General features: G+C 73.7%; 18 protein-coding genes and 1 tRNA gene. 9 read left to right on the top strand and 10 right to left on the bottom strand.

Annotated elements, in window-relative coordinates; translation table 11 throughout:
• The first annotated feature begins 2 nt into the window (after positions 1 to 2).
• From ACSMX9_RS18055 to ACSMX9_RS18080, 6 genes are all read left to right on the top strand, one after another.
• The gene (locus ACSMX9_RS18055; protein ID WP_445395153.1) at positions 3 to 2,090 is read left to right on the top strand and encodes an outer membrane protein assembly factor BamB family protein; all 2,088 of its coding nucleotides are present in this window, start codon (positions 3 to 5) and stop codon (positions 2,088 to 2,090) included.
• A gap of 378 nt (positions 2,091 to 2,468) precedes the next feature.
• Positions 2,469 to 3,182: a helix-turn-helix transcriptional regulator gene (locus ACSMX9_RS18060; RefSeq protein WP_366114058.1), complete on the top strand. Its 714-nt coding sequence runs from the start codon at positions 2,469 to 2,471 to the stop codon at positions 3,180 to 3,182.
• A gap of 490 nt (positions 3,183 to 3,672) precedes the next feature.
• The gene (gene galT, locus ACSMX9_RS18065; RefSeq protein ID WP_445395155.1) at positions 3,673 to 4,713 is read left to right on the top strand and encodes a galactose-1-phosphate uridylyltransferase; all 1,041 of its coding nucleotides are present in this window, start codon (positions 3,673 to 3,675) and stop codon (positions 4,711 to 4,713) included.
• On the top strand, positions 4,713 to 5,717 hold the full coding sequence (gene galE, locus ACSMX9_RS18070) for a UDP-glucose 4-epimerase GalE (protein ID WP_445395156.1): 1,005 nt from the start codon (positions 4,713 to 4,715) through the stop codon (positions 5,715 to 5,717). The genes galT and galE overlap by 1 nt, the downstream gene beginning before the upstream one ends.
• Positions 5,718 to 5,743: 26 nt before the next feature.
• Complete coding sequence (gene galK / locus ACSMX9_RS18075) at positions 5,744 to 6,928, top strand: galactokinase (RefSeq protein WP_445395158.1); 1,185 nt, start codon at positions 5,744 to 5,746, stop codon at positions 6,926 to 6,928.
• A 359-nt stretch (positions 6,929 to 7,287) separates the two neighbouring features.
• The gene (locus tag ACSMX9_RS18080) at positions 7,288 to 8,052 is read left to right on the top strand and encodes a LuxR C-terminal-related transcriptional regulator (protein WP_445395160.1); all 765 of its coding nucleotides are present in this window, start codon (positions 7,288 to 7,290) and stop codon (positions 8,050 to 8,052) included.
• Positions 8,053 to 8,277: 225 nt separating this feature from the next.
• Here ACSMX9_RS18080 and ACSMX9_RS18085 read toward each other — a convergent pair whose 3' ends face one another.
• Positions 8,278 to 8,982: a restriction endonuclease gene (locus ACSMX9_RS18085; RefSeq protein WP_445395162.1), complete on the bottom strand. Its 705-nt coding sequence runs from the start codon at positions 8,980 to 8,982 to the stop codon at positions 8,278 to 8,280.
• A gap of 233 nt (positions 8,983 to 9,215) precedes the next feature.
• Entirely contained in the window at positions 9,216 to 9,713 is a 498-nt protein-coding gene (locus tag ACSMX9_RS18090; RefSeq protein WP_445395164.1) for a MarR family winged helix-turn-helix transcriptional regulator, read from the bottom strand.
• Positions 9,714 to 9,804: 91 nt separating this feature from the next.
• Here ACSMX9_RS18090 and ACSMX9_RS18095 point away from each other — a divergent pair, with 91 nt between their 5' ends.
• Positions 9,805 to 10,626 (top strand): trans-aconitate 2-methyltransferase, encoded by an 822-nt coding sequence (locus tag ACSMX9_RS18095; protein WP_445395166.1) that lies wholly within the window; start codon positions 9,805 to 9,807, stop codon positions 10,624 to 10,626.
• 31 nt (positions 10,627 to 10,657) lie between these two features.
• Here the strand turns inward: ACSMX9_RS18095 and ACSMX9_RS18100 are convergent, their stop codons facing one another.
• Together ACSMX9_RS18100 and ACSMX9_RS18105 are read right to left on the bottom strand one after the other, a co-directional pair.
• Positions 10,658 to 11,329, bottom strand: coding sequence for a TetR family transcriptional regulator (locus ACSMX9_RS18100; RefSeq protein ID WP_445395168.1), 672 nt, complete (start codon positions 11,327 to 11,329; stop codon positions 10,658 to 10,660).
• A complete protein-coding gene (locus tag ACSMX9_RS18105) occupies positions 11,326 to 12,315 on the bottom strand; it encodes an acyl-CoA desaturase (RefSeq protein WP_445395170.1) in 990 nt (329 codons plus the stop codon). Before ACSMX9_RS18105 ends, ACSMX9_RS18100 begins: the two co-directional genes overlap by 4 nt.
• A gap of 287 nt (positions 12,316 to 12,602) precedes the next feature.
• On the opposite strand from ACSMX9_RS18105, the gene ppc reads away from it, so the two are divergent.
• Positions 12,603 to 15,335, top strand: coding sequence for a phosphoenolpyruvate carboxylase (gene ppc / locus ACSMX9_RS18110; RefSeq protein WP_445395172.1), 2,733 nt, complete (start codon positions 12,603 to 12,605; stop codon positions 15,333 to 15,335).
• 6 nt (positions 15,336 to 15,341) lie between these two features.
• Here ppc and ACSMX9_RS18115 read toward each other — a convergent pair whose 3' ends face one another.
• The 6 genes from ACSMX9_RS18115 to ACSMX9_RS18140 all read right to left on the bottom strand — a co-directional run bounded on the left by ACSMX9_RS18115 (position 15,342) and on the right by ACSMX9_RS18140 (position 20,257).
• Positions 15,342 to 15,851 (bottom strand): hypothetical protein, encoded by a 510-nt coding sequence (locus ACSMX9_RS18115; RefSeq protein ID WP_445395174.1) that lies wholly within the window; start codon positions 15,849 to 15,851, stop codon positions 15,342 to 15,344.
• Positions 15,852 to 16,003: 152 nt separating this feature from the next.
• Entirely contained in the window at positions 16,004 to 16,600 is a 597-nt protein-coding gene (pth, locus tag ACSMX9_RS18120) for an aminoacyl-tRNA hydrolase (protein ID WP_351243017.1), read from the bottom strand.
• Between the two features lie 106 nt (positions 16,601 to 16,706).
• Positions 16,707 to 17,294: a 50S ribosomal protein L25/general stress protein Ctc gene (locus tag ACSMX9_RS18125; protein WP_445395176.1), complete on the bottom strand. Its 588-nt coding sequence runs from the start codon at positions 17,292 to 17,294 to the stop codon at positions 16,707 to 16,709.
• 218 nt (positions 17,295 to 17,512) lie between these two features.
• Complete coding sequence (locus ACSMX9_RS18130) at positions 17,513 to 18,487, bottom strand: ribose-phosphate diphosphokinase (RefSeq protein ID WP_351243013.1); 975 nt, start codon at positions 18,485 to 18,487, stop codon at positions 17,513 to 17,515.
• A gap of 138 nt (positions 18,488 to 18,625) precedes the next feature.
• Positions 18,626 to 20,071: a bifunctional UDP-N-acetylglucosamine diphosphorylase/glucosamine-1-phosphate N-acetyltransferase GlmU gene (gene glmU, locus ACSMX9_RS18135; RefSeq protein ID WP_445395178.1), complete on the bottom strand. Its 1,446-nt coding sequence runs from the start codon at positions 20,069 to 20,071 to the stop codon at positions 18,626 to 18,628.
• A gap of 111 nt (positions 20,072 to 20,182) precedes the next feature.
• A tRNA-Gln gene (locus ACSMX9_RS18140) sits at positions 20,183 to 20,257 on the bottom strand.
• 228 nt (positions 20,258 to 20,485) lie between these two features.
• Between ACSMX9_RS18140 and ACSMX9_RS18145 the strand changes: the two genes are divergently transcribed.
• Positions 20,486 to 21,817, top strand: a complete 1,332-nt coding sequence (locus tag ACSMX9_RS18145) for a sensor histidine kinase (protein ID WP_445395180.1) — start codon at positions 20,486 to 20,488, stop codon at positions 21,815 to 21,817.
• Positions 21,818 to 21,823 lie beyond the last annotated feature (6 nt).

Genomic DNA, 21,823 nt, shown 5'->3' on the forward strand with positions numbered 1-21,823 from the left:
TCATGAGCCACCCGCCCCAGCCGACCGACCCCCCCGGAGAGCAGCCCGGGGCCGAGTCGGGGGCCCCGCAGCCCCCGGAGCCGGACGGCGCACCCGTGGGCTTCGGCAAGCCCCGGCCGCCGCAGGACGTACCGTCCGCCGGTGGTTTCGGTGCGCCGCAGGACCCGTCCGCCGGGGGCTTCGGCGCCCCGCAGCCCCCGCTGCCGCAGCAGGACGGCTTCGGCGCCCCGCCGGCCGCGTACGGGCAGCCGCCGAGCGGCTTCGGCGCGCCTTCGGAGCCGCCGTCCGCCGGTGGTTTCGGCGCCCCGCAGCCCCAGCCCCCGCAGCAGGGCGGCTACGGGACCCCGCACCCCGGGTACGGCTACCCCACGGCGCCCGCACCGGCGGTGCCCGGGCAGCCCGGCCCGCCGGGCCCCCCGCCGCCCCCGGCGGGCTACGGGTACCCGACCGCGCCGGGCCAGCCGGAGAGCGGCTACGGCTACCCGGGCGGCCCGGGACCGTCGGGGTTCGGCCAGCCCGGTCAACCGGGCCAGCCCCTCCAGCAGCAGCCCTACGGCGCTCCGTACGGCGCGCCCACGGTGCTGGCGCCGGCTCCGGTGCCGCCTCCGCGCCGGTCGGGGCTGCGCAATCCGGTGACGCTGATCATCGGGGCGGCCGTCCTGGTGATCGCGTTGATCGTCGGCGGCGGCGTCCTGTACGCGACGTCCGGCGACGACGACAAGAAGAACTCCGCCGGCAAGGGCGACGGGGGCGAGAAGCCGGCCGGCGGCGGAGAGAAGGGCGGCGGGGACGCCAAGGGCGGCGAACCGGTCCCCGCCGGTGGCGAGGCCAAGGAGAAGGCGCCCGCCAACCCGAAGTCCAAGCCGCTGTTCCAGGTGCCCTCGCCGGTGGTCAAGGGCGACAGCACCCTGGTGGTCGCCGGTTCCTGGCTCACCGACAAGGTGTACGCCAAGTCGGGGGTCGGCGAGGTCGTCGGCTACGACCCGGCCGGCGGTGACGAGCGGTGGACGGTGAAGCTGACCGGCCCGGTCTGCGCGGCCAGCCGGCACGTCACGGCCGACAACCGGACCGCGCTGATCGCCCAGCCGGCGATGCCCACCAAGGCGAAGCCGCACCACGGCTGCACCCAGGTGTCGGTGCTCGACCTGGACACCGGCAAGCTGCTGTGGACGAAGACCGCCAAGTCCGGCGACCGGACGGTCTCCTTCGACGAGGTCACCATCGGCGCCGGCACGGTCGCGGCGGGCGGTTCGGCGGGCGGCGCCGCGTGGACCGCCGCGGACGGCGCCCAGTTGTGGGCGCCCAAGCTGGGCGAGCCGTGCTACGACGCCGGGTACGCGGGCGGGGAGAACCTGGTCGCGGTGCGCCGTTGCGGCAGCTTCGACAGCCGTCGGCTGGAGATCCAGAAGCTGGACCCGAGGACCGGCAAGCCGCTGTCCACGTACAAGATGGCGACCGGTGTGGACTACGCGAGCGTCGTCTCCACCAAGCCGCTGGTGGTGGCCGCGGACATCGGTGACTCGGCCGGCGACGGCAGCTCGATCTCCGACTTCTTCGCCATCGACGAGGAGACCGGCAAGCTGCGCTCCAAGTTCACCGCCGAGGGCGACAAGTACGCCGCCCGCTGCGACGCGACCCGGGTGGAGCAGTGCAAGCTGCTGGCCGTGGGGAACGACCGGCTCTACCTGCCCACCGAGGAGCACGACGGGTCCAAGGAGTTCACGGACACCAACGAGGTCGTCGCCTTCGACCTGAAGACCGGCAAGCTGCTCGGCGCCCGGGCCGACGCCGGTGACGGTTACGTGATGAGCCCCATCCGGATGGACGGCGACAACGTCCTGGCCTACAAGAGGGGCCCGTACGACAAGGGCGGTCGGGTGGTCAGCCTGGACGGGACCTCCCTGGAGGAGACCCTGCTGATGGAGAACCCGGCGACGGAGTCCTCGCGGGAGCCGGAGCGGTCCTTCCTGCCGGAGTACGCGGAGTACCTCTTCGGCGACGGGCGCTTCTACATGTCGGCGCTGTACGCCAGGAAGCCCTACAGCACGGACGAGGAGGCGTATCTGGCCGTGGCCTTCGGCACCCGCTGAGGCCCGCGGTCCGTCGACCGCCGCCGTCCGAGCCCCCGTTCCCCGACACCTGTGCGAGGAACGGGGGCTCAGGCGCGTATTGGGGGCGCACGGAAGTGCGGACCGCGCACGGAAGGGGCGGCGCTTACGCGGGCGTACCGGGTATTTGGGGTGTTCCACCCCGCGGGTCGGGCCCCGTCCCGCCGTTCGGAGGGGTTCGCGGTGCGAAAACGCGTGCGAGGGCGTTCGGTCAGGTGTCGAGACGCCTTCGAAGGTATTACCGTCGGCTTCTCATCCGTAACGCCAGCGGTTCGCCGAACAAGCGTGTAGCTTCCGGATGACGAGGGCAGGGGGTCCGGATCTGTGGGGGACCGGGCGGCACAAGTGGGGGGTGACACTGTGGGTGTGCGGCTCATGGTGGTCGATGATCACAGGCTGCTCGCCGAGGCGTTGGCCTCGGCGTTGAAGCTGCGCGGGCACCGGGTCCTGGCAGCCGCGGCGCCCGCCGCGGGCGCCGCCGAACTGGTGGTCTCGCGGGCGCCGGAGGTGTGCCTGCTGGGTACCGCGGCGCCGGCCGAGCCGGGCGCCTTCGACCCGGTGGTGCGCATCAAGCGGGACCGGCCGCAGGTCGCGGTGGTGGTGCTCGGCCCGGTGCCGTCGCCGCGCGGCATCGCCGCCGCCTTCGCCGCCGGGGCCTCCGGCTACGTGCGGCACGACGAGCGCATCGAAGGCGTCGAGCGCGCCATCATGAAGGCCCGCGCGGGGGAGTCGGCGGTGGCGCCGCAGCTGCTCCAGGGCGCGTTCAGCGAACTGCTGAACCCCGCGGCCCAGCCCGACGACGAGGGCCAGCGGCTGCTCCAGATGCTCACCCCGCGGGAGGTCGAGGTCCTGGTGCGGGTCGCCGACGGCGAGGACACCCGGTTGATAGCCGCCGGGATGGGCATCGCGCCCTCCACCGCGCGCACCCACGTGCAGCGGGTGCTGATGAAGCTCGGGGTCGGCTCCCGACTGGAGGCGGCGGCGCTCGCCGCGCGCACCGGACTGCTGGACCGGGTGGGCCCCTTCGGCCCGACCTCCGCGTCCACCCTCCCGGCCGGCTCCTCCGGGGGCTGAACCGGCCGCCGCGCTCCTGCCGTTCCGGGCCCGCGCTCCACGACTTCCGTCGTCGGGGCGCGGGCCCTCGCACGTCGCCCCCCCCGTTCGCGCACCCGTGCGGGGGTGGTGCGGCGGCGGGGGCGGCTCCGGAGCGGGTCCCGCCGCCGTGACGGCGCCGTCCGGCGGGGCCGGCCCGGTCCGGCGTGCTGGCGGGCGCACGGGCGCCCGCCCGGCGAAGGCGCCTGGTCAGCCGGGGGGCGGGTGGTTCCCCGAGCACCCCGGCCGCGTCCGCCGGAGCGGAGTGGCCGGTTCCCGGGGGGAGGCCCGCCGCGCCCGGTGAAGGCGGTGGCGCCTGTTCCTTCCTGTGGTCCGATTTCTGACTGTTGTTTGATTTTGATGGGTCAGGCCCCCCTCGTCCCTTGACGTGCCGCAGAGGTCATGGTTTGTTGTGTTGAATTCTGTTGGATCACTCGGTGGTCGGTAAGGGCCCCCGACGAGGAGCGCCGTGGTGAAGAAGACGTCGACCCGGCTGGCCGACGGCCGGGAACTCATCTACTACGACAACCGCGACGACACGGTCCGCACGGCCGCCGACCCCCGCCCGCTGGCAGCCGTCGCCACCACCTCCGAAGTCCGCCACGACCGGCTCCTCGACGACCACGTCGCCATCGCCTCGCACCGGCAGGACCGCACCTACCTGCCGCCCGCCGACGAATGCCCGCTCTGCCCCTCCGCCGCCGGCCGCCCCACCGAGATCCCCGACGCCTCCTACGACGTCGTCGTCTTCGAGAACCGCTTCCCCTCCCTGGCCGGGGCCGCCGGCCGCTGCGAGGTCGTCTGCTTCACCTCCGACCACGAGGCGTCCTTCGTCGACCTCACCGAGGAACAGGTCGCCCTGGTCCTCACCGCCTGGACCGACCGCACCGCCGAACTGGCCGGACTGGACGCGGTGGAGCAGGTGTTCTGCTTCGAGAACCGCGGCACCGAGATCGGCGTCACCCTCGCCCACCCGCACGGCCAGATCTACGCGTACCCCTTCACCACCCCCCGCACCGCGCGGATGCTGCGCTCCACCGCCCGCCACCGCACCACCACCGGACGCAACCTGTTCGACGAGGTCCTCGCCGGGGAACTCGCCGACGGCAGCCGCGTCGTCCTGGAGACGGACGCCTGGGTCGCCTTCGTGCCCTACGCCGCGCACTGGCCCTACGAGGTGCACCTCTACCCCCGCCGACGCGTCCCGGACCTGCTCGCCCTCGACCCGGCGGCCCGCGCCGAGTTCCCCCGCGTCTACCTGGACCTGCTGCGCCGGTTCGACCGGCTCTTCGGCCCCGACGCGCCCCCCACCCCGTACGTCGCGGGCTGGCACCAGGCGCCCTTCACGGCCCCCGCCGAACGGGAGGAGTTCGCCCTCCACCTGGAGCTCTTCACCATCCGCCGCACCACCGGCAAGCTGAAGTTCCTCGCCGGTTCGGAATCGGGCATGAACGTGTTCATCAACGACGTCCCCCCGGAGGACGCGGCCCGCCGACTGCGAGAGGCAGCCTGATGCCCACCCCCGACCCGTCCCCCGCACCCGGCCGTTACCTGGTCACCGGCGGTGCCGGCTACGTCGGCGGGGCCGTCACCGCCCTGCTGCTGGCCGCCGGCCACCGGGTGACCGTCCTCGACGACCTCTCCACCGGTTTCCGCGCCGGCGTGCCCGCCGGCGCCGAGTTCATCGAGGGGCGCGTCCAGGACGCGGCCCGCTGGCTGGACGCCTCCTACGACGGCGTGCTGCACTTCGCGGCCTCCTCGCAGGTCGCCGAATCGGTCGCCCGCCCCGAGAAGTACTGGGCCAACAACGTCGGCGGCAGCGCGGCGCTCCTCGACGCGATGCGGAACGCGGGGGTGCGCCGGCTGGTGTTCTCCTCCACCGCCGCCACCTACGGCGAACCCGTGCGCACCCCGCTCACCGAGGCCGACCCCACCGCGCCCACCAGCCCCTACGGCGCCACCAAACTCGCCGTCGACCACATGATCGCCGGCGAGGCCGCCGCCCACGGGCTCGCCGCGGTGTCCCTGCGCTACTTCAACGTCGCCGGCGCCCACCGGGCACCGGACGGCACCCTGCACGGGGAGCGGCACGACCCCGAGTCGCACCTCATTCCGCTGGTGCTGCGGGTCGCGGCCGGCCAAGGGGACGCCGTCCGGGTCCACGGGGACGACTACCCCACCCCCGACGGCACCTGCGTACGGGACTACCTCCACGTCACCGACCTCGCCGAGGCCCATCTGCTGGCCCTGGACGCCGTCGCCCCCGGCGAGCACCTGGTCTGCAACCTCGGCAACGGCACCGGCTTCTCGGTCCGCGAGGTCATCGAGACGGTCCGTGCCGTCACCGGCCGCCCGGTCCCCGAGGAGCCCGGCCCCCGCCGCCCGGGCGACCCGGCGGTGCTGGTCGCCTCCGCCGCCACCGCCCGCGAACGCCTCGGCTGGCGCCCCGCCCGGACGGACCTCGCGGACATCGTCGCCGACGCCTGGGCCTTCGCCCGCCGTACCGTGCACCCGTGACCCCGAACCGCCCCCGAGGACCCGCCATGACCCCCGCCCCCGCCGTCGACACCCTCACGCACGCCTTCGAGCGGCTGTACGGGAGGGCCCCCGCCGGGGTGTGGGCCGCGCCCGGACGGGTCAACCTCATCGGCGAGTACACGGACTTCAACGAGGGCTTCGTGATGCCCCTCGCCCTGCCGCACACCGTGGTCCTCGCCGCGGCCCCGCGCACCGACGGCGTGCTGCGGCTGCACTCGGCGAACGCCCCCGACCCCGCCGCCGTGGTGGACCTGCGGACCGCCGACCTCGCCCCGGGCGCCGGCGCCGGCTGGACCGCCTACCCCGCCGGAGTGCTGTGGGCGCTCGCCGACGCCGGCCACCCGGCCGTGCTGGCCGGCGCCGACCTGCACCTGGAGTCCACCGTCCCCACCGGCGCCGGGCTCTCCTCCTCCGCCGCGCTGGAGGTGGCCACCGCCGTGGCCCTGGACGAGGTGTACGGACTGGGGCTCGACCGGCCCGCGCTCGCCCGCCTCGCCCAGCGCGCCGAGAACGCCTACGTGGGCGTGCCCTGCGGGATCATGGACCAGATGGCCTCGGCCTGCGGAGCCGCGGGCCACGTCCTCCACCTGGACTGCCGTGACCTGGGCGTGCGACCGATCCCCTTCGACCCGGCGGCGCACGGGCTGCGGCTGCTCGTCGTGGACACCGGGGTCCAACACGCCCTCGGCGACGGGGCGTACGCCGAACGGCGCGCGGGGTGCGAACGGGGCGCCCGGGAGTTGGGCGTCCCGCACCTGCGCGACGTCCCCCACGAGGCGCTCCCCGATGCCCTCGCGCGCCTGGGCGACGAGCGACTGCGCCGCTACGTCCGGCACGTGGTCGAGGAGGACCACCGGGTCGGGCGGGTCGCCGACCTGCTCGCCGAGTCCACCCCCGAAGCGCTGCGCGCGGTCGGCCCCGTCCTCACCGCCGGCCACCGCTCGCTCCGCGACGACCTGCGGGTCTCCTGTCCGGAACTGGACCTCGTGGTGAGCACCGCGAACGCGGCGGGTGCGCTCGGGGCCCGGATGACCGGGGGCGGTTTCGGCGGCTCGGCGGTGGTCCTCACCGACGCGGCCGAGGCGCCCCGGGTGGCCGAGGCGGTGCGCACGGCCTTCGCCCGCGCCGGGTTCGCGCCCCCCACGACCTTCGACGCTACCCCCTCCGAAGGCGCCCGCAGACTGGCCTGACGCCGGCCCCGCCGCGGCCCCGTCCGGGCGGCCGTCCGCCCGCAGGACGGTGAATCCCCCCGTGCTTTGTCGACTTCTGTCTCAATACGAAACATCAGGACCGCCCTGAACGGCGAGGTCAAACAGTTCTGCAAATCGGCTTCCGCTTCTGCCAGTCGGCCTTACCCTGAGGGGCAGCGTCGGTGGGGGCCGGCGCGTATCAGGGGGCGAAACAGTCGGGTAGGACGCCCGAGTGGGATTGCAGTCCAAGGCACGGCGGCGGCCGTGCGGCTGCGGCGGCCGGTGCCCGGACCAGAACCGGGGCCGGATTCCACATCGGTCGCCGCACCCGCGCAGGCCGTCCCCCGAAGGGGGTTTTTGTGGTTCGTATCCGCGTGCTGGTCGTCGACGACCATCGCATCTTCGCCGAGTCGCTCGCAGCGGCGCTCGCCGCCGAGCCGGACGTGGAGGTGGCGGCGGCGGGCAGCGGTCCGGCGGCCCTGCGCTGTCTGGACCGGGCGGTGGCCGACGGGCGCAGGTTCGACGTCCTGCTCGTCGACGCCGACCTCGGCGCCTCGGCGGTCGGCGTCCTGCCCGGGGCACGGTCTCCGGTGGCGGTCGCCGACGCCTCCGCGGAGGGCGGCGGGGCGCCGACCGACGGGATCTCGCTGGTGGCGGCGGTGCGCCAGGCGCAACCGGGGGTCCGCACGGTGGTGCTCGCCGAGAAGGACGATCCGCGGCGCGCGGCCCAGGCCCTCCAGGCGGGGGCCGGCGGCTGGGTCGCCAAGGACTGTTCGCTGTCACGGCTGTTGAACGTCATCCGGGGCGTGCTGCGCGACGAGACGCACCTCCCGCCGGCCCTCCTCACCGGGGTGCTGCGGGAGTTGACCGCGGCGCGCAAGCACCGCACCGAGAGCGAGCGGCTGGTGGAGTCCCTCACCCCGCGGGAGCGGGAGGTGCTGCGCTGCATGGTCGCGGGCCTGGGACGCAAGGCCGTCGCCGAGCGCCTCTTCCTGTCCCCGCACACCGTGCGCACCCATATGCAGAACGTGCTGGGCAAGCTGGGCGTGCACAGCACCCTGGCCGCGGTCGCCCTGGCCCGCCGCGCGGGGGTGGGCCCGGTGGACCTGGAGGCGGCCTCCTGAGCGCGGCCGGGCCCGGGGCCGGGCACGGCGGGCCTGCCCGGCGGAATCCGCCCGGCTCTGGACGTCGACGCGGCCGACCCGGCCGCCCGGCAACTGCCCCGGCTCGCCGTGAGCGGGACCCGGACCGCCCCGTACCGGGCCGTCCGGGACGGCGCGGTCGCCCGGGGGCGGCTCGCCGACCCGTCCTGAGGCGCACCCCGGTGGCCGACCGTCGTCGGCCACCGGTCAGGACAGCGCGGCCGGCGGGCGCGGCGGCGGCACCGCCCGCAGCACCTCCCACAGGGGACGGGACCCGGCGGCCCACGCCCCGAGGGCCTGACGGTCGACCACGTGGAGCCGCTGCTGCTCGGCGAAGGCCACCGCGGGTGCGGTCACCCGCCCGTTGGTGACGATGACCGCGACATCGGCGCCGTGGACCGGCCGGGCGGTGCCGTTCAGCACCTGGAGGTCCGGGGTGCCGACCGCGGACCCGGCGGCGCCCGCGCGCCGGTGCTTGCACTGGATCACCCAGAGCCGGCCGTAGGGGTCGGTGGCCTTCACGTCGGCGCCCAGGTCGCCGCCGCCTCCGACGCGGAGGGCGTCCCGGCAGCCGTCCCGTTGCATCAGGTCCCGGACCGCGTCCTCGAAGCGGGTGTGGTGCAGGGCGTCGAGCTGCTCCAGCGCGTAGCGCAGGGAGCGGCTGCGCTCCGCCTCCCCCCGGGCCCGGTCCCGCGCGCGCCGGTGCCGGACGACGAGGGCGAGCACCGTGACCGCGCCCAGCAGGACGAGGACCCAGGCGTGCGCCAACAGCCAGTCGACGACGGCCGCCACCAGGACGACGGCGAAGAACCCGACCGCGAGCAGGCCGACCAGCCGGTCGTCCGCGCGTTGCCGCCGTGCGGGACGGCGGGTGCGCCGGCGCACCGCCGGTCGCCGCTTCCGGGGGCTCATCGCCCGGCCCGGACGCTCGGTACGGCATGGCCGGGCGGTACCGCCCCGTCCCTGGTCGACACCCGTCCAGACCTCCCCCACGACCGGCCGTCACGGGGGATGCGGCGCACCACCCCGGCCCGTCCTGTGTAGTGGTGCCGGGTCCGCACCGGCGGACGATTCCCGGCGAATGACGCGATGGTGACCGGACCTGACCGAATACGGCCGTTCGTCCCGGTCGTGGTGCGGGGCGGTCAGCCGGGGAAGTTGTCGAAGGGGGCGGTGAGCTGGCGCAGCAGTGCGGCCAACTCGGCACGCTGGGCGTGCGACAGCTCGGCCAGGATGGCCCGCTCCTGGTCCAGCAGGCCGGCCAGGGCCTGATCGGCGCGGTCCCGGCCCTCCGTGGTGAGCCGTACCAGGACGCCGCGCCGGTCGGTGGGGTCGGGCAGCCGCTCGACGAGGCCCTTCTTGGTGAGCCGGTCGATCCGGTTGGTCATGGTGCCCGAGGTCACCAGGGTCTGCGTGAGCAGTTGGCCCGGGGAGAGCTGGTAGGGGGTGCCGGCCCGGCGCAGGGAGGTCAGCACGTCGAACTCCCAGGGTTCGAGCTGGTGTTCGGCGAAGGCGAGTCTGCGTGCGCGGTCGAGGTGCCGGGCCAGCCGGCTCACCCGGCTGAGCACCTCCAGGGGCTCGACGTCGAGGTCGGGGCGCTCCCGGCGCCACGCCGCGACGAGCCGATCGACCTCGTCCTCCATGGCGATCAGTGTAGTAGGTCTGTCGACATGAAGTCTCTTGATGTCAAGATAGATGGGCGGTGGACGGCCCACCGCCCCGAGGAGGTCCACCGTGCCCACCACCACCCCCGTCTGGGACCCGCACCAGTACCTGCGCCACGCGGGCCACCGCGGCCGGGCGTTCGTCGACCTCCTGGCCCGCGTCCCCGAACTGCCCGGCGGTCCCGCGCCCCGCATCGCCGACCTCGGCTGCGGGGCCGGCAACGTCACCGCCCTGCTCGCCGAACGCTGGCCGGCCGCCCGGATCACCGGCTACGACGCCTCCCCCGCCATGCTCGACCGGGCCCGGACCCTGGCCGGCCCCACCGCCGGCGGCGGTCACCTCGACTTCGCCCCCGCCGACGCGGGGGAGTGGGCCCCCGACCCCGCCGACCCGCCGGCCCTGCTCGTCAGCAACGCCCTGCTGCACTGGGTCCCCGGGCACACCGAACGGTTCGCCGACTGGATCGCGGGGCTCGTGCCGGGCGGCACCTTCGCCTTCCAGGTGCCCGGCAACTTCGACGCCCCCAGTCACGTCCTGCTGCGCGAACTGGCCGACTCGCCCCGCTGGCGCGCCCGCCTCGACGGCGTCCTGCGGCACGAGGGCGCGGTCCGCACCCCCGCCGCCTACCTGGACGTCCTCGCCCGGCTGGGCTGCACGGTGGACACCTGGGAGACCACCTACGCCCAGGTGCTGACCGGCGAGGACCCCGTCCTCGACTGGGTCGCCGGCACCACCCTGCGCCCCGTCCTCACGGCCCTCGACGCCGACCCGACCGCCCTCGACGCCTTCCTGGACGAGTACCGGACGGCCCTGCGCCGCGCCTACCCGCCCGCCGGGTACGGAACGGTGTTCCCGTTCCGGCGGATCTTCGTGGTGGCCCGTACGGCGTGAGCTGCCGGACCGGTCGGGGGAACGCCGCCCCTCACGCCTTGCGGTGGCCCATCAGCCGGGGCCGGGGCTCCAGGCCGTCCAGGCCGTGCCAGGCCAGGTTGACCAGGTGGGCGGCGACCTCGGCCTTCTTGGGACGGCGGACGTCCAGCCACCACTGGCCGGTCAGCGCGACCATCCCCACCAGCGCCTGCGCGTACAGCGGCGCCAGTTTCGGGTCGAAGCCCCGGCTCTTGAACTCGCGCCCCAGGATGTCCTCCACCTGCGTGGCGATGTCCGAGATCAACGAGGCGAAGGAACCCGTCGACTGGGCGACCGGCGAGTCCCGGACCAGGATGCGGAACCCGTCCGTGTACTCCTCGATGTAGTCGAGCAGCGCGAAGGCGGCCTCCTCCAGCAGCTCCCGGGGGTGCCCGGCGGTCAGGGAGCCCGTCACCCCGTCCAGCAGCCGGCGCATCTCCCGGTCGACCACCACCGCGTACAGGCCCTCCTTGCCGCCGAAGTGCTCGTACACCACCGGCTTGGAGACGCCCGCCTTCGCGGCGATCTCCTCGACGGAGGTGCCCTCGAAGCCCTTCTCCGCGAAGAGGGTGCGACCGATCTCCAGTAGTTGCTGGCGGCGCTCCGCACCGGTCATCCGGGTGCGGCGGGGACGCCGCGGCTTCTCGCTGGAGGTGCTGGAGTCGGTCGCCACGTCGTCCATCATGCCGGTTCGGCGGGCTCCCGGTGGCGTCGGGAGTCGATCCGGGACTGTGACGGCCACCGCACGTCGTACGCCCAGCCCGCCCGCTCGAACCAACGGATGATCCGTGCGGAGGAGTCGATCTGCCCGCGCAGCACCCCGTGCCGCGCCGAGGTGGGATCCGCGTGGTGCAGGTTGTGCCAGGACTCGCCGCAGGACAGGACCGCCAACCACCACACGTTGCCCGACCGGTCCCGGGAACGGAACGGCCGCTTCCCGACCGCGTGGCAGATCGAGTTGATCGACCACGTCACGTGGTGCAGCACCCCCACCCGCACCAGCGAACCCCAGAAGAACGCGGTGAACGCCCCCCACCACGACAGGGTGACCAGCCCGCCGACCAGTGCGGGCAGCGCCAGCGACACCACCGTCCAGCCCACGAACTGCCGCGAGATCCGGCGCATCGCCGGGTCCTTCACCAGGTCCGGGGCGTACTTCTCCTGGGAGGTCCGCTCCCGGTCGAACATCCAGCCGATGTGGGCCCACCACAACCCCTTGAGGAGCGCCGGGACGGTGTCCCCGTAGCGCCAGGGCGAGTGCGGGTCGCCCTCCGCGTCCGAGAACTTGTGGTGCTTGCGGTGGTCGGCCACCCAGCGCACCAGCGGCCCCTCCACCGCGAGCGAGCCGGCGACGGCCAGCGCGATCCGCAGCGGACGCTTCGCCTTGAAGGCGCCGTGCGTGAAGTAGCGGTGGAAGCCGACGGTGATGCCGTGGCAGCCGAGGAAGTAGAAGAAGACGAGCAGCCCCACGTCCAGCCAGCTCGCCCCCCACCCCCAGGCCAGCGGGACGGCGGCGGCCAGCGCCAGGAACGGCACGACGATGAAGAGGGCCAGGGCGATCTGCTCGACCGAGCCCTTCCGCTCGCCGCCGAGGGTCGCGGAGGGGACGGCCGGGGCGGGCCCCCGGGCCGCCGGTGCGGCGTCGTCGAGCACGTCGGAGCGGGTGATCATGGTGCGTTCCCTTGGGGGGTCGGGGACGGGGGAGGGGGCGCGCGGGCACGGGGAGGACGGGATTCCCGCACGCCCGTAACCCACGGCGACGCAAGTATGGCAGTGCGTAGCCGTCGGACGAGAGGCCCGCGGACCGCGCGTCCGTTTGGACACCTATCCTTGGAGACGGCCGGACAGCGTCGTCCGCTCTGTGTTCGTCCCGGGCCGTGAGCGGTGTCCACCGCCCTCATCACCGACGACCCGGGTTCCCCTCCAGAAGCGCCTCAACACTGCAAGGAGCCGCACCTGTGAGCAGTGCCGACGACCGGACTCCCACCACCAGCCCCGAACTGCGGGCCGACATCCGCCGACTGGGTGACCTGCTCGGCGAGACCCTCGTCCGTCAGGAGGGTCCCGAGCTCCTCGAACTCGTCGAACGCGTCCGCCGCCTGACCCGTGAGGACGGGGAAGCCGCCGCCGAACTCCTCGGCGGCACCGAACTGGAGACCGCGGCGAAGCTGGTACGCGCCTTCTCCACCTACTTCCACCTCGCCAACGTCACCGAGCAGGTGCACCGCGGCCGGGAACTGCGGGCCAGGCGCGCCGCCGAGGGCGGACTCCTCGCCCGCACCGCCGACCGCCTCAAGGACGCCGACCCGGAGCACCTGCGGGCCACCGTCGCCAACCTCAACGTGCGCCCCGTCTTCACCGCGCACCCCACCGAGGCCGCCCGGCGCAGCGTCCTCAACAAGCTCCGCCGCATCGCCCGTCTGCTGGAGACGCCGGTCATCGAGGCCGACCGCCGCCGCCACGACGTCCGCCTCGCCGAGAACATCGACCTGGTGTGGCAGACCGACGAACTGCGCGTGGTCCGCCCCGAGCCCGCCGACGAGGCCCGCAACGCCATCTACTACCTCGACGAACTGCACGCCGGGGCGGTCGGCGACGTCCTGGAGGACCTCACCGCCGAACTCGACCGCGTCGGCTTCCGGCTCCCCGACGACACCCGCCCGCTGACCTTCGGCACCTGGATCGGCGGCGACCGCGACGGCAACCCCAACGTCACCCCCCAGGTGACCTGGGACGTCCTGATCCTCCAGCACGAGCACGGCATCAACGACGCCCTCGCGCTCGTCGACGAACTGCGCGGCTTCCTCTCCAACTCCATCCGCTACACCGGAGCCACCGAGGAACTCCTCACCTCCCTCCAGGCCGACCTGGAGCACCTGCCCGAGATCAGCCCCCGCTACAAGCGGCTCAACGCCGAGGAGCCCTACCGGCTCAAGGCCACCTGCATCCGGCAGAAGCTGGAGAACACCAAGGCGCGCCTCGCCCAGGGCACCCCGCACCAGTCCGGCCGCGACTACCTGGGCACCGCGGAACTCCTGCGCGACCTCACCCTCGTCCAGACGTCCCTGCGCGAGCACCGCGGCGCGCTCATCGCGGACGGCCGGATGAACCGCACCATCCGCACCCTGTCCGCCTTCGGCCTCCAACTCGCCACCATGGACGTCCGCGAACACGCCGACGCCCACCACCACGCCCTCGGCCAGCTCTTCGACCGGCTCGGCGAGGAGTCCTGGCGCTACGCCGACATGCCCCGCGAGCACCGCACCAAGCTGCTCGCCAAGGAACTGCGCTCCCGCCGCCCCCTCGCACCCACCCCGGCCCCGTTGGACGCCGCCGGCCGCAAGACCCTCGGCGTCTTCGACACCATCGGCCGCGCGCTCGCCGTCTTCGGGCCCGAGGTCATCGAGTCGTACATCATCTCCATGTGCCAGGGCGCCGACGACGTGTTCGCCGCCACCGTCCTGGCCCGCGAGGCCGGACTGGTCGACCTGCACGCCGGCTGGGCCAAGATCGGCATCGTGCCGCTGCTGGAGACCACCGACGAACTGCGCGCCGCCGACGTCATCCTCGACGGCATGCTCGCCGACCCCTCCTACCGGCGGCTGGTCGCCCTGCGCGGGGACGTCCAGGAGGTCATGCTCGGGTACTCCGACTCCTCCAAGTTCGGCGGCATCACCACCAGCCAGTGGGAGATCCACCGGGCCCAGCGCCGACTGCGCGACGTCGCCCACCGCCACGGGGTGCGGCTGCGCCTCTTCCACGGCCGCGGCGGTACCGTGGGCCGCGGCGGCGGCCCCTCGCACGACGCGATCCTCGCCCAGCCCTGGGGCACCCTGGAGGGCGAGATCAAGGTGACCGAGCAGGGCGAGGTCATCTCCGACAAGTACCTGGTCCCCTCCCTCGCCCGGGAGAACCTCGAACTGACCGTCGCGGCGACCCTCCAGGCGTCCGCCCTGCACACCGCGCCCCGGCAGTCCGTCGAGGCCCTCGCCCGCTGGGACGCGGCGATGGACGTCGTCTCCGACGCCGCCCACGCCGCCTACCGGACCCTGGTCGAGGACCCGGACCTGCCCGCGTACTTCTTCGCCTCCACCCCCGTCGACCAGCTCGCCGACCTGCACCTCGGCTCCCGCCCCGCCCGCCGGCCCGACTCCGGCGCCGGCCTCGACGGACTGCGGGCCATCCCGTGGGTCTTCGGCTGGACCCAGTCCCGGCAGATCGTCCCCGGCTGGTTCGGCGTCGGCTCCGGGCTGAAGGCGCTGCGCGAGGCCGGCCTCGACGCCGTCCTGGACGAGATGCACGAGCAGTGGCACTTCTTCCGCAACTTCCTGTCGAACGTCGAGATGACCCTCGCCAAGACGGACCTGCGGATCGCCCGCCACTACGTCGACACCCTCGTCCCCGAGGACCTCAAGCACGTCTTCGACGCGATCGTCGCCGAGCACGAGCTGACCGTCCGCGAGGTGCTGCGGGTCACCGGCGGGGAGCGCCTGCTCGACACCCACCCGGTGCTCCAGCAGACCTTCGCCATCCGCGACGCCTACCTGGACCCGATCTCCTACCTCCAGGTGTCGCTGCTGGCCCGCCAGCGGGCCGCCGCCGAACGCGGCGAGGAGCCCGACCCGCTGCTCGGCCGGGCCCTGCTGCTCACCGTCAACGGGGTCGCCGCCGGACTGCGCAACACCGGCTGACCCGCCCTACACCGTGACGACGGCCGCCGTCAGCAAGGTCAACGCTGCGGCGGCCGTCGCCCACGCGGTCCGGGGCATCCGCACGCCCCCCGCCAGGATCACCGCCGCCAACAACAGCGCACCGCCCAGCGGCACCCAGGCCCGCAGCACCCCCGACGTGCCGGCGCGCACCACCTCGTCGGTGCCCGGCTTCACCACCACCGCGATCCGATCACCGGGGTCCGCGCCCACCGACTCGTCGAGCACCACCCGCGCCCGGCTCGACGAACCCGGCGACGCCGGCGCGTAGGGGCCCACGCACTCCTCCGCGTCGCACCCCGCGACCGTCATCGTGCCCCGCTCGCGCCCCTTGGAGAGCATCACGTGCTGCGCGCTGCTCCAGGACGCCCACACCCCGGCGACGAGCAGCAGCAGCGCCACGGCGGCCATCACCGCCCGGCCGGCCCAGGACACCGCGATCCGGCCGGAGGGGGAGGGGCGGACCCGGCGGCCCGAGGGGGAACGCGTCGCAGCCATGGCCCGGATCCTTGGCCATCTCCTGACCCCAGGTCAACTGCCCGCCGCGACATGTCCCGAGATGTACATCCGGCTGTGACCACTCCCACCTTCCGGCGGGCGGCGGGCGCCCGTCGTCCGGCCCCGCGAGACCGCACGGGCCGGACGCCGGCTCACCCGTTGTAGGTGCCCTGCGCCCGCTCCAGCCCCTCCGCGAGCAGACACTCCACCGCGTCGGCCGCCCGGTCGACGAAGTAGTCGAGCTCCTTGCGCTCGGTCGACGAGAAGTCCTTCAGCACGAAGTCGGCGACCTGCATCCGCCCCGGCGGCCGACCGATCCCGAACCGCACCCGGTGGTACTCCGGCCCCATCGCCTTCGTCATCGACTTCAACCCGTTGTGCCCGTTGTCCCCGCCGCCCAGCTTGAGCCGCAGCACCCCGTAGTCGATGTCCAACTCGTCGTGGACCGCGACCACCTGCGCGGTCGGCACCTTGTAGAAGTCCCGCAGCGCCGTCACCGGCCCGCCCGACAGGTTCATGTACGACAGGGGCTTGGCGAGCACCACGCGCCGGCTCGCCGGCCCGGGCGGGCCGATGCGCCCCTCCACCACCTGTGCCTGTCCCTTGGTCGCCCGTTTGAACGTGCCCCGCATCCGCGCGGCCAACAGGTCCGCCACCATGAACCCCACGTTGTGCCGGTTCATCGCGTACCCCGGCCCCGGGTTGCCCAGCCCCACCACCAGCCAGGGCGCGTTGTCGCCGTCCGTCATCGTCCTCCGCCTCTCCGGTACGCCCCTCACGGCCACAGCCGTCGCCCCGGCGGGGCGACGGCTGTGGAACCACACACTGCACGGTCCCGCGGCGCGGGACGCGGGCTCACGCCTCGGAGGTCTCGCCCTCGGCGGACTCCGCCGGGGCCTCCTCGACCTGCGCGGCCAGGACCTGGATGACCACCGCGTCCTCGTCGACGGCGAGGGAGACGCCGGACGGCAGCACGACGTCCTTGGCGTGGATCGAGGCACCGGCCTCCAGGCCCGCCACCGACACGGTCACCGACTCGGGGATGTGCGTGGCCTCGGCCTCGACGGGCAGCGCGTTCAGCACGTGCTCCAGGAGGAAGTTGCCCGGGGCCAGCTCGCCCTCGGTCTGCACCGGAACCTCGACGGCCACCTTCTCGCCGCGCTTCACCAGCAGCAGGTCGACGTGCTCCAGGAAGCCCTTGACCGCGTCGCGCTGCACGGACTTCGGGATCGCCAGCTCGGTGCGGCCCTCGATGTCCAGGGAGATCAGGACGTTCGGGGTGCGCAGGGCGAGCAGCAGCTCGTGGCCCGGCAGCGTCAGGTGGACCGGCGCGGTGCCGTGGCCGTACAGCACACCGGGAACCTGGTGCTCACGGCGGATGCGGCGGGCGGCGCCCTTGCCGAACTCGGTACGGGTCTGGGCGGCGAGCTTGACCTCGGACATCTGCACTCCTCGTAGGGTGATCGGAAACTACGGCCGTTACCCGGCCGTACGACTGGCCTGCTACGAAGAGCGCGTCGATAACGGACCGCCGCACATGAGAAGTGCGGCCTCCCTCGCCGAGCAACTCCACCAGCTTACTCGGCGGGCAGGCCGCACTCCAAAAGGATCACGCCGGCGGTGCGGGCGACGACGGCTCCCGCGCCCACCGCCCCGCGGTCCTACTGCTCGTCGAAGAGGCTGGTGACCGAACCGTCCTCGAAGACCTCGCGCACCGCACGCGCGATCGTCGGCGCGATCGACAGCACGGTGATCTTGTCCAGCTCCAGCTCGTTCGGCGTCGGCAGGGTGTTCGTCAGCACGAACTCGCTCACCTTCGAGTTCTTCAGCCGGTCCGCCGCCGGACCCGACAGCACGCCGTGCGTGGCCGTGACGATGACGTCCTCGGCTCCGTGCGCGTACAGGGCGTCCGCCGCCGCGCAGATCGTGCCACCGGTGTCGATCATGTCGTCCACCAGGACGCAGACGCGACCCTTCACGTCACCCACGACCTCGTGCACGGTGACCTGGTTCGCCACGTCCTTGTCGCGCCGCTTGTGCACGATCGCCAGCGGTGCGCCCAGCCGGTCGCACCAGCGGTCGGCGACCCGCACCCGACCCGCGTCCGGGGAGACGACCGTCAGCTTCGAGCGGTCCACCTTGGCGCCCACGTAGTCCGCCAGGACCGGCAGCGCGAACAGGTGGTCCACCGGGCCGTCGAAGAAGCCCTGGATCTGGTCGGTGTGCAGGTCCACCGCGAGGATGCGGTCGGCACCGGCGGTCTTCATCAGGTCCGCGACCAGCCGCGCCGAGATCGGCTCCCGACCGCGGTGCTTCTTGTCCTGCCGGGCGTACCCGTAGAAGGGCACGATCACCGTGATGCTCCGCGCCGACGCACGCTTCAGCGCGTCGATCATGATGAGCTGCTCCATGATCCATTTGTTGATCGGAGCGGTGTGGCTCTGGATCAGGTAGCAGTCCGCGCCGCGCGCCGACTCCTGATAACGGACGTAGATCTCACCGTTGGCGAAATCGAATGCCTTCGTCGGCACAATGCCGACCCCCAACTGGTGGGCGACCTCCTCGGCCAACTCGGGGTGGGCGCGGCCGGAGAAGAGCATCATCTTCTTCTCGCCGGTCGTCTTGATCCCGGTCACAGCACAGTCTCCTCGACGTGTTCGCAGCTGCTGCACCCGTCCGCGTCCCGCACCGACGAGCCAGCCGAATCAATGCCCCAATCCAGCGGAATGAGTGCACCTATCACGGTACGCGCTATCGGACGCACCCGAATCCGGTCAGCTTTCGCCCCCGGCCTCCCGGGCCGCCGACTCGGCCGCCTTCGCCGCTGCGCTCCCCGGACGCTTCCGGGCCACCCAGCCCTCGATATTCCGCTGCTGACCACGGGCCACGGCCAACGAACCCGCCGGTACGTCCTTCGTGATCACCGACCCCGCAGCGGTGTACGCCCCGTCCCCGATGGTGACGGGAGCCACAAGCATGTTGTCCGCACCCGTACGGCAGTGCGACCCCACCGTCGTGTGGTGCTTGTCCTGGCCGTCGTAGTTCACGAACACGCTCGCCGCGCCGATGTTGGTGAAGTCGCCGATCGTCGCGTCCCCCACGTACGACAGGTGCGGCACCTTGGTGCCCTCGCCGACCGCCGCGTTCTTCATCTCCACGAACGAACCCGCCTTCGCGGCCCGGCCCAACCGGGTTCCCGGCCGCAGGTACGTGTACGGACCCACCGACGCCCCCGCGCCCACCTCGGCCCGCTCCGCCACCGCGTTGTCCACCCGCGCGCCCGCACCGACCACGGTGTCCCGCAGCCGGGTGTTGGGGCCCACCTCGGCGCCCTCGCCGACCCGCGTCGCGCCCAGCAACTGGGTGCCCGGCCACAGGACCACGTCCCGCTCGAAGGACACCGACACGTCCACCCAGGTCGAGCGCGGGTCCACCACGGTCACCCCGTCCAGCATCGCCCGCTCCAGCAGCCGCGCGTTCAGCACCTCCCGCGCCTCGGCCAGCTGCACCCGGTTGTTGATCCCGGCGATCTCCCGGTGGTCCGCGGCCACCGACGCGCCCACCCGGTGCCCCGCCTCCCGCAGGATGCCGAGCACGTCCGTCAGGTACTCCTCGCCCTGGCTGTTGTCCGTCCGCACCCGCCCCAGGGCCTCGGCCAGCAGCACCCCGTCGAACGCGAACACGCCCGAGTTGATCTCCCGGACGGCCCGCTGCTCCGCGGAGGCGTCCTTGTGCTCCACGATCGCGGTCACCGCACCCGACGCCGGGTCCCGCACGATCCGCCCGTACCCCGTCGCGTCCGGCACCTCGGCCGTCAGCACGGTCACCGCGTTGCCGTCCGCCTCGTGCGTGCGCGCCAGCTCCCGCAGGGTCTCCCCGGTCAGCAGCGGGGTGTCACCGCAGACCACGACCACGGTTCCGGCGAGGGGGCCGTCCAGCTCCGCCAGCCCGGTGCGGACCGCGTGCCCGGTGCCGTTCTGCTCCTGCTGCACGGCGGTGCGGGCCTGCGGGTCGACCTCGGCCAGGTGCGCGGCGACCCGCTCGCGGGCGTGCCCCACGACCACCACCAGCCGCTCCGGCTCCAGCTCCCGGGCGGCGGCGAGGACATGACCGACCAGGGAACGTCCGCAGATGTCGTGCAGGACCTTGGGTGTGGCCGATTTCATACGGGTGCCCTCACCCGCTGCGAGAACGACGACGGCGGCCGGGCGAGTGCTCACGGTGTGCCCTTCGGCTTTCGGTGCTTGGGTGCGGACAACCGCAGGATACCGGGGCGTAGGGGGCCGGAAATGAGCGCGGGCCCCTCCTGCGCGGTGGGGCCCGGAAGCCAGTGGCTCCGCCGGCTGGATTCGAACCAGCACTACAAGGCTTCAAAGGCCTGCGGGCTACCGTTACCCCACGGCGGATCACTGCCCCAGACCTTACCCGAGTCGACCGTGGTCGCCGTCACGGTTCCCGGCCACGCACGGTTCGGTCCTTTTGCGGACACACACCGCCGAACGGCCGCGGCACGCGCCTCCGGAGTCCTCGCGGTCGGGGCGTCCGCGGGAGCCCGCACCGCCCGGGCGCCCCGGGACGTCCGTCCCCCCGAAACTCCTCGTGGCAGCCGTCCCTCCCGCCCGTACGCTGGGTCCATGACCACGACGGGGGAAGACCACCGGGCGGCCTTGACCGGGCCGTGGTGGTGGCCGCGGCGGCGCAGCGCCGTGTTGGACGTGACGCTGGCCGCGCTGTCGAGCATCGAGTGCGCCAAGCAGGGCGCCGACTTCGCCGGCGGCGTCGGCCTGCCCTCCGGCGCGGGGCTGGTGTTCGGCATGCTGGTCGGGGCCGTGCTGCTGGTGCGGCGCCGGTGGCCGGTGGCGGTGGTGCTGGTGGCGATCGCGGTCACCCCGGCGGAGATGGGCTTCCTGCTGGGCGTGGTGGGCCTGTACTCGCTCGCCGCTTCCGAGGCCCCGCGCCGGATCATCGCGGGCCTGGCCGGGATGTCCTTGCTCGGCGCGCTGATCGTGTCCTACGTGCGCACCGAGCAGGAGGCGGCGGCGGGGGCGCTGCCCGCGGAGGGCTGGTTCGTCCTGTTCATCGCCCTGACGATGTCGCTGGGGCTGACCGCGCCCCCGGTGCTGCTCGGCCTCTACGTCGGTGCGCGACGACGGCTGATGGAGAGCCTGCGGGAGCGGGCCGACTCGCTGGAGCGGGAGTTGCAGCTGCTGGCGGAGCGTGCGGAGGAGCGCGCCGAGTGGGCGCGGAGCGAGGAGCGGACCAGGATCGCCCGGGAGATGCACGACGTGGTGGCGCACCGGGTGTCGTTGATGGTGGTGCACGCGGCGGCCCTCCAGGCGGTGGCGCGCAAGGACCCGGAGAAGGCGGTGCGCAACGCGGCACTGGTGGGGGACATGGGACGGCAGGCGCTGAGCGAGTTGCGGGAGATGCTGGGCGTGCTGCGCACCGGCGAGGGCTCGGTGTCGGCGGCGCAGGGCGCCGGGTCGGTGCCCCTGGCCGCGGTGGGGGCCGCCGCCGCGGCGGCGGCGTCCCGGGCGGCCGGGGACGGCGGGGTGCCGGTGGGGGACGGGCCGTGCCTGGCGGATCTGGACGAGTTGGTGGGGCAGTCGCGGGTGGCGGGGATGGCGGTGGTGCTGTCGGTGGAGGGGGAGCTGCGCGCGTACGCGGCGGCGGTGGAGCAGACGGCCTTCCGGGTGGTGCAGGAGGCGTTGACGAACGTCCACAAGCACGCGGCGGGGGCCCGGACGTACGTGAGGCTGGCGCACCGGACGTCGGAGATCGCGATGCAGGTGGAGAACGAGGCCCCGCCGGTGGACGGGGAGGGCGCGGCGGCGCGGTTGCCCAGCGGGGGCAACGGTCTGGTGGGGATGCGGGAGCGGGTGAGCGCCCTGGGAGGCGTGTTCGTGTCGGGGCCCACGGACAGCGGGGGGTTCCGGGTCTCGGCGGTGATCCCCCGCGGGGTCTGACGGACT

The sequence above is a fragment of the Streptomyces sp. LE64 genome (genome assembly GCF_052606915.1).

Bases quoted from the DNA above. Each gene is read 5' to 3' on its own strand.
- galK (WP_445395158.1), top strand. From the start codon at position 5,744: ATGACCCCCGCCCCCGCCGTCGACACCCTCACGCACGCCTTCGAGCGG.
- ACSMX9_RS18055 (WP_445395153.1), top strand. From the start codon at position 3: ATGAGCCACCCGCCCCAGCCGACCGACCCCCCCGGAGAGCAGCCCGGG.
- ACSMX9_RS18085 (WP_445395162.1), bottom strand. From the start codon at position 8,982: ATGAGCCCCCGGAAGCGGCGACCGGCGGTGCGCCGGCGCACCCGCCGT.
- ACSMX9_RS18105 (WP_445395170.1), bottom strand. From the start codon at position 12,315: ATGATCACCCGCTCCGACGTGCTCGACGACGCCGCACCGGCGGCCCGG.
- ACSMX9_RS18125 (WP_445395176.1), bottom strand. From the start codon at position 17,294: ATGTCCGAGGTCAAGCTCGCCGCCCAGACCCGTACCGAGTTCGGCAAG.
- ACSMX9_RS18145 (WP_445395180.1), top strand. From the start codon at position 20,486: ATGACCACGACGGGGGAAGACCACCGGGCGGCCTTGACCGGGCCGTGG.
- pth (WP_351243017.1), bottom strand. From the start codon at position 16,600: ATGACGGACGGCGACAACGCGCCCTGGCTGGTGGTGGGGCTGGGCAAC.
- ACSMX9_RS18090 (WP_445395164.1), bottom strand. From the start codon at position 9,713: ATGGAGGACGAGGTCGATCGGCTCGTCGCGGCGTGGCGCCGGGAGCGC.
- galE (WP_445395156.1), top strand. From the start codon at position 4,713: ATGCCCACCCCCGACCCGTCCCCCGCACCCGGCCGTTACCTGGTCACC.
- ACSMX9_RS18100 (WP_445395168.1), bottom strand. From the start codon at position 11,329: ATGATGGACGACGTGGCGACCGACTCCAGCACCTCCAGCGAGAAGCCG.
- ACSMX9_RS18115 (WP_445395174.1), bottom strand. From the start codon at position 15,851: ATGGCTGCGACGCGTTCCCCCTCGGGCCGCCGGGTCCGCCCCTCCCCC.